The sequence below is a fragment of the Pseudomonas sp. BF-B-15 genome (assembly GCF_019946675.1).
GTDB classification, from domain to species: Bacteria; Pseudomonadota; Gammaproteobacteria; order Pseudomonadales; family Pseudomonadaceae; genus Aquipseudomonas; species Aquipseudomonas migulae.
Window position 1 is genome coordinate 1 of sequence record NZ_JAGYFZ010000166.1, and the last position, 7,302, is coordinate 7,302.

The 7,302-nt window shown below is 51.3% G+C and carries 3 protein-coding genes and 2 pseudogenes; 4 read left to right on the forward strand and 1 reads right to left on the reverse strand.

What is annotated here, in order from left to right; all coding sequences use genetic code 11:
* The first annotated feature begins 451 nt into the window (after window positions 1–451).
* On the forward strand, window positions 452–2,509 hold the full coding sequence (locus KGA97_RS28470; RefSeq protein WP_223481915.1) for a CHAT domain-containing protein: 2,058 nt from the start codon (window positions 452–454) through the stop codon (window positions 2,507–2,509).
* Window positions 2,510–2,605: 96 nt separating this feature from the next.
* On the opposite strand, the pseudogene KGA97_RS28475 reads toward KGA97_RS28470, so the two are convergent.
* Window positions 2,606–2,728 (reverse strand): annotated as a pseudogene (locus KGA97_RS28475) (transposase); the annotation flags it as partial.
* 279 nt (window positions 2,729–3,007) lie between these two features.
* Between KGA97_RS28475 and KGA97_RS28480 the strand changes: the two are divergent.
* The 3 genes and pseudogenes from KGA97_RS28480 to KGA97_RS28490 all read left to right on the forward strand — a co-directional run.
* Complete coding sequence (locus KGA97_RS28480) at window positions 3,008–5,146, forward strand: ATP-dependent nuclease (RefSeq protein WP_223481916.1); 2,139 nt, start codon at window positions 3,008–3,010, stop codon at window positions 5,144–5,146.
* Window positions 5,146–6,930, forward strand: coding sequence for a UvrD-helicase domain-containing protein (locus tag KGA97_RS28485; protein WP_223481917.1), 1,785 nt, complete (start codon window positions 5,146–5,148; stop codon window positions 6,928–6,930). The genes KGA97_RS28480 and KGA97_RS28485 overlap by 1 nt, the downstream gene beginning before the upstream one ends.
* A 227-nt stretch (window positions 6,931–7,157) precedes the next feature.
* Window positions 7,158–7,302: pseudogene (locus KGA97_RS28490) on the forward strand (LysR family transcriptional regulator); the annotation flags it as partial.

Here is a 7,302-nt window from a genome sequence, read left to right on the forward strand (position 1 = left end):
GGCAAACGCAAACCTGTAGGAGCCGGCTTGCTGGCGATAGCGGTGGGTCAGTCAGCCGATTTGTTGACGGGGTCACCGCGATCGCCAGCAAGCCGGCTCCTACAGGGTCGGGTATACACCCTATTTGCGGGGTTTGATTCGTGCGGTCGCTTCGGCCACCAACGGATCATCCGGCCAGTAATCAACTGTATCACCTATGTCCAATCACCATTGACACCTCAATCCCCAGTGAAACCGGGGCTGCCACCCTAAACTTGCGGAACTTGATTAACTGTCAATGATTGGGACAAAGGTTGACGTAAAACCTGCTGATTGCAGATAGGATTGACAGTGGCCAAACCATCCGCCGCCCGTTTAGGAACTCGACATTGAGAGTGCGCATGTCGGTGGTAGTCCGACTGAGGCCAACGGATACCGAAATTGATCAATGCAGACTAGAAGGAAGTAATGATTGAACCTCGAACAAACCCTAGCGACTCTGCATGCGCACCTTGACAAAGTTTTTCGTGACGCTCGTTTAGCTTCGTCTATCTCGCACGCAGAAGTCCGACGCATAATATGTCTAGTAATTGAGCAGCAAAACAGCACACCTATCGAGTACAGGTTATTGCCATATTATTACCAATTTATTTTCGCTACCGAGGCACTGTACACGTCATACGGAGAGTTTGAACTCACTGAGATGGGGGACTGGATTGGATGGGCGTTATCAGAAGACACCAAAGACAGTCACACAAAAAATCTGAATGTGGGGAGAGTCGCTGATTTCTATTCATCAGCAGTGGTAAGAAACTGGCCCGGATTTGTGCCAGTAATGGTGAAATTCTTCGGCGCCTTTTATTACTACGCCCGCGAGCGAACAGCTATGAACAACATAGCACGTGAGCTATGGCCCTCCGCCGTAAAAACCTTTAAAGACGCAATAAACTTACCGGCGGAGCACATCTACCTCGAGGAGGCCTACCTTGGAAGCCACATGGCGTGCTGGGCAGCAAAAGAGGCACCTGACTTGGCTAAGACTTTCGTCCCCTACCTAGAGTCTGTCGCTGAAAAAAACACTCTACCCAATGTAGTCCGCGCCCTGTTTTATTACAGCTTATCCACCACAGCAAGTGACTTCTCAAGTAAAACATCTAATGAGTGGGCAGCTAAGGCACTCGCCGATTTCAATGAAGTCCTCGCTGAGCCACATAAATTGCAATTGCTAGCTACTATTTATGCAGGCAATAAGGATGGGGACCCATCCGCGCTTCTAAGACAGATAGACCTTGTCCAAAGTGCTTGCAAGTCAAATCTTGACGGAATTACATTCTTTCGTGACGCAGCAATGCGGAGCGGTTCAATTCAGCCGTTTATTGTCAAAAGCCTGAACGCAGGTGAGACACACGTCACCCTTCAAGGCTTACTGCTGTGGCACCAATTGCTAACGACTAGCTCCAATATCATTGCACAAGATCTATACATATCTATACCATTCGGCGAGCATGGGTATCTCGCAGCTCTAGGTGATGAAAAAACATTCATTGAACGTAACTCTCAGACCGCTCTTGAGCAGCTGATACATTCGAGCAATAAGTTTCTAGGGGTGGCAAAGACCGTCGCTTATTCCGACAACTCAGGCTTGACTATTCCAGATAGAATAGGTGTACCTAAGTATGGGGACTCTACAGAATACGAAAAAGCCCTAACTAGTGGCTATTGCTTTTCCCCATATCCTTTCAACTCCAAGCCATTATGCCAGTTAGTTCTTGATACTGAGTGCACCCCGCTGCAAGCGATACAGCTCAAAACGTGGGGAGAGACATGGCCGATAACCTCATCATTATCCATCCCCAAGCCAGACAGAAAGCCGCAAAATATTTTGATTTGGTGCGGCGGCGGAAGTCTCACAGAAGAGCTTGAGACAGAGGTAATCAAGCACATTTTTGAATGCGCCGGAGCGACCGTTAACTTAGTATACTTCACTGAAGCCACTCAACAAAACTTCCTCGAAGCTTATCAAGACCCGCAGTATGACGTAATTTGGGTCGCATCCCACGGCGACTTTGACCATTGGTCTCCTAAGCACGTGACAATGCACATCGGTGATAATTTGTCCGTTTCGCTTGAGGATCTATGGGAGAAGGCTCCAGTCATGGATGAGCGGCGGTTAGCATTTCTAAACATATGTGATGGTGCGCGATTTGAAGAACGAGGCTACCTCCCCAAAATAGGTATTGCACCGGGTTTAGCGAGCGCGGACCAAGCGACAATCTCCCATCTATGGCCTGTCATGGGATACCCAGCTGCAGCGTTCGGAGCGTATCTAGCGTACAATTTGGCGGCTGGGATTCCTTATTTCGAATCCTATAAGGCGGCGACACTTTCGATTAGAAAATCCACGCTGGAAATTGCAGAAGACCTTACTTCTAAAATCGGGGGAGAATTTGATTTAATTCGCCAACTTAGAGGTAAAGATGAAAACTATGCTCCGCTCGAATTCTACGGATCAGCAGCCTTCTACCAATAACCGTGGATGTTTATCATGAATCGCCCCTAGCGCCCTAGACACTCTCCAAGCTCATTGTATAGCGCTTTTCAAACTCTACCGGTGACAGCTGATTCAGGCGTACAGGCTGTGCATCGACATGCCCAGACGTGCGGCCATTTCAGCAATAGGTAGATTGCGCTCGGTCACATGCTTGACCGCTTCGATCTGGAATTCTTCGGGGTAACACTGACGACTCATGGCACCTCCAAGCCTCATTATGAGGGTTGGAGGTGTCTACGAAACCCGGGACGATTCAATGAAGCACACCAATAGAAACCCACATCGTGAGTCTCGCATCACATTTGCCTTGCAAATTTGCGATTGAGCCATGGGATCAAGCTATTGCGGAGCAGCGTAGTCGCTGTGCCTATTGGTGGGCGCCTGCAAGCGGTTTCTGTGGGAATACGATGCCCCCTCACGCTACCATCGTTCACAAACGGACAAGGCTGTTCATGGGCGTTGGTGCTCTGGAGAATTATGCACATTTCCAAAATGACTTTGGTGAACTACCGAAACTTCAGCAACACAACGCTGAAATTTCAGCGGGGCGTCAACACCATCATCGGCGAGAATGGCTCAGGTAAGTCCAATATCCTACGCGCAATCCGTCTACTATTGGATGACACCATGGTGCGTGCCGCCTATCGACTGGAGGAGTCCGACTTCTGCCGATCGCTCGGTGAATGGCGAGGCCACTGGATCATTATCAGTGTTGAGTTCGAACAGATCAGCGCCGACGAAGCCGTGCAGGCGCTATTTCTTCACGGCACGGCGGCGCTCGAAGAGGGACCGCTGGCGAAGGCTACCTATAACCTCATCTTCCGTCCGAAAAAGGAGATCCGGCTCAAGCTGGCTGCTCTCGATATTTTTGATGATGAGGAGCTCGCGAAAATACGCAGTTCCATCACGATCGATGACTACGAAACTGTATTCACAGGAAGAAGCAGCGCCGACTTCAGCGACCCTTCCGCCTACCAATCGATTGTGGGCGATTTCGATACGTGTATTTTCAGTGCTGAAACTGAATTTCCTCAGATCGGGGCTAAAGTACCTGGATTCCTCTCGGTTACGAAAGAAGTGTCACTGACCTTCATCCAAGCACTCCGGGACGTCGTTGCCGAGTTTCACAACAACCGAACGAACCCGTTGTTTGCGCTACTCAAGAGCAAGAGTGGGGAGATCGATCCAGTGTCGATGCTTCCTATAACCCAGATAGTCAGAGACCTGAATGCCTCTATCGAAGGGCTCGAAGACGTGCAGTCGGTTCGTAACCACATTCGCGAAACGATCAAGGATGCGGCCGGAGAAACCTACTCGCCTGCTTCGCTTTCGATTAAATCTGACCTACCAGACGAGGCAGAAAAATTATTTCAGTCGCTGCGCCTTTTTGTAGGCGAGGCCGATGACGGGTATGAGGGTGGTATCCACGAGCTGAGCTTGGGCGGAGCAAACCTCATCTACCTGACGCTGAAGCTTCTTGAGTTCAAGTATCAGCGTGAGAAGCTTGCCATTGCCAACTTTCTGCTGATCGAGGAGCCCGAAGCGCACATCCACACCCATATCCAGAAGACTCTATTCGACCGTATTTCCTACAGCGATGCCCAGATCATCTACACAACACATTCGACCCACATTTCCGAAGTGAGCAATGTCACTAACGTCAACATTCTGGGACGGCAAGGCTCATGTTGCGAGGCTTATCAACCCGCTACGGGGCTTGAGCCGTCAGAGGTGAGAAGCATCCAGAGATATCTGGATGCCGTCCGTAGCAATTTGCTCTTCGCTAAAAGCGTGCTGCTCGTTGAAGGCGATGCGGAGGAGATACTGATCCCGATCTTGGTGAAGAAGGTGCTTGGGCTGAGTGTTGATGAGTTGGGTATTAGTGTCATCAACATACGCAGCACGGGGTTCAAAAACGTCGCTGTCCTTTTTCACGACCTCCGAATCCGCAAGCGCTGTGCGATAGTCACTGACCTTGATACCACCTTCTTTGATGTGACGCCGCAGCCCACTGATCATGAGTTTCTGGCAAGCAAGAAGCGGAAGGCGATAGGTTCCCAAAAAGCTGGCGCCGAACGCAAGGTTGGTCTCGATGCCTTTGTCGCTGGAAACCCTTGGATCTCGGCCTTCTATGCACCACACACCTTTGAAGTTGACCTCGTATCAGCGGGCAACGAGGAGGCGTTTGTTCGAGCAGCGAGCAAGGTCTATAAAGCGCCGAACACTATCAATGAAGCGGTGGAAGCCCTTCGATCAGGTCAACCTCACCTAGTAGGTTTTCGTGCGCTGTTGATGGCTGAGTATGAAGGGAAAGGCTGGTTTGCAATCATGCTCGCCGAAGAACTGGACCATCAGGTAGCGATCCCTCCCTACATCTTGCAGGCCCTTCACTTCGCGCATGGGCACATATCCCCTCTGCTGCTCGCCAGAATCCTACAGTATCGAGTTGCCCGCCAAATCTATGCCGATCCTTCAGCACAGCCACGACTAGCACTCCTGAGGGGTGAGGTTGAGCGTTTCCAACGCGGCGAAATCGATCTGGTCTTCCTAAAAGCTGCTGTCGCCCTTGCGCTACCAGGCGATGCCATTAGTTCGTTCATGGCAGGCATTGCCTGATGTTCGCTTGGGATCCCCGTGAATTGAACGCCGAGCAGTCTGCCGCAGTCGAGGAACCTTCGAGCGTATTCCTCATCGCATGCCCTGGTAGCGGAAAAACGCGGACTTTGACCTATAAGATCGCTTATGAGCTGTCGCGGGCCACGGACAAGCGGATTGTCGTGGCGATTACTTATACGCACCGCGCAGCAGATGAAATTCAGGAGCGCATTGAAGATCTCGGTGTTGACACGTCAAAGCTGTGGATCGGGACCATTCACTCATTTTGCATCGAGTGGATCATTAAGCCATATGGCATCTACCTTCCAGAGCTTTCCCGCGGCTATCGAGTCCTAGACAAGCACGACCGCGAACTCATGCTCGATAGGCTATGCGCGCCCTACGCAAAGATCACGCACTGGGATTGCGATTACTACTTCAGCAAAACGGGCTATCACCTAGGCTGCAAAGATGCTTGGAAGCATGAGACGCTTCATAAAATTCTTGGTGAGTATTTTCGCGAGCTCTCCGAAGCGCGTCAGATCGATTTCGAGCTGATCCTTTGGTATGCGCAGGTTCTGATGCGTGATCAAAAGCATATTGCATCACTTCTCGCTTCGGTCTTCTCATATGTCCTGGTAGACGAGTATCAGGACACGAAGCAAATCCAGTATGGCCTTCTTACCGCTATTTTGCGTGCCGGAGCGGGGCGAACGAAGACCTTCATCGTCGGCGATCCAAACCAAGCTATCTACGGCTCGCTTGGTGGCTACGCAGTTCCGGTGGCTGATTTTCGTGCCGAGGCTGGAATCCCGATAAGAGAAATGGCGCTTACCCGGAATTACCGTTCGAGCAAGAGGATCATTTCCCACTTCTCGAATTTCAACGTTTATCCGACATCAATCGAGAGCGCGGGATCGAACGCGTCGTTTCCAAGCAAGGTTTCGTACAACCAGCACGTAACACTCCCCAATTTGCATGACGAGCTAGTAAGACTGATCCAGGCAAGTCTTGCTGCCGGGCATCCTCCTCAGGAGATTTGCGTGCTCGCCCCATGGTGGATTTTATTGGCATCGACGACGCGCCAATTAGTAAGGATGCTTCCGGATCAGCAATTTGACGGCCCTGGCCTAGTCCCCTTTAGCAACGATATAGACAACTTCTGGTTCAAAGTTTCGAAAATCATCCTGACTGAGTCATCGCCGAAGATGCTTGTTCGTCGCATGCGATGGGCCAGGGATGTGATCAGCGACCTAGGTGATTTTGGCGTTGATACATCGCGTCTGACGCAGCGGCTCCTATTGAGGGAATGCAACTCAATTTCAATCTCCGAGACGGATGGGATTGCCTACCTTGACCAAGCCTTCGCCGTACTGCTAGAACGACTCGGCGTAGCCCTGAATAGCTTCCCCGCATTGGTGGAGCACCGCGATGCGTTCTTTCGCAGCTCACAATCTCGTATCGACAGGCTCCAAAAGGACGGAGCCCCTTACATTAACGACATCTCTTTCTTCAGGAAGGTATTTCGCGAGCGGACTGGTATCACCGTTTCGACGATCCACGGGGTAAAGGGTGCCGAGTACGATGTAGTCATCGCGTTCGGCCTTCTTCAGGGGATGGTGCCTCATTTCACTGAGGCAGCAAGCTTGGATGCCGCTAACAAACTCCTCTACGTCGTAGGTTCCCGTGCCCGCAAGAATCTACATCTGATTTCTGAGAGCGGACGTCCCCAAGGCCGCTATGGGCAATATGCGGCTACAGAGGCACTATTCGCATGTGTCTTTGACTACGACGCAGCCGAGTAGCATCCCGCCGGGGGGGCCAAGGAAGTACGCCTCGTCCCGGTACATTGCTGGCCAAAAAGCTAGTTTGGTAAGGCATGGTGGCGCCTTGCGTTAGCAATCCCGAAGCAATTGTGTCCTGGCGAGTCTGTAAGCAAGCTAGCGATGCTGGGGAAAACAGTAACCGTATTCTCACTCTCAGTGGCCTCTGTGAGTCTGACCATTGTATTGTCCAAAATAACTATCCGCGGCTATTGCGCATGGCCAAAGAGTTCGAACAGAACGCCCTGGCCGACAATGACGTGGTGGCCGGGCAAATCGACATCGGCTGCTTCGAAACCGTCGCGCCGCTGTACTTGCCGCAATTGATTGCCGGGTTCTCGGCGCTGTATCCCG

Excerpts from the sequence above, each read along its gene's own strand:
- KGA97_RS28480 (WP_223481916.1), top strand. The coding sequence starts at position 3,008 with ATGCACATTTCCAAAATGACTTTGGTGAACTACCGAAACTTCAGCAAC.
- KGA97_RS28485 (WP_223481917.1), top strand. The coding sequence starts at position 5,146 with ATGTTCGCTTGGGATCCCCGTGAATTGAACGCCGAGCAGTCTGCCGCA.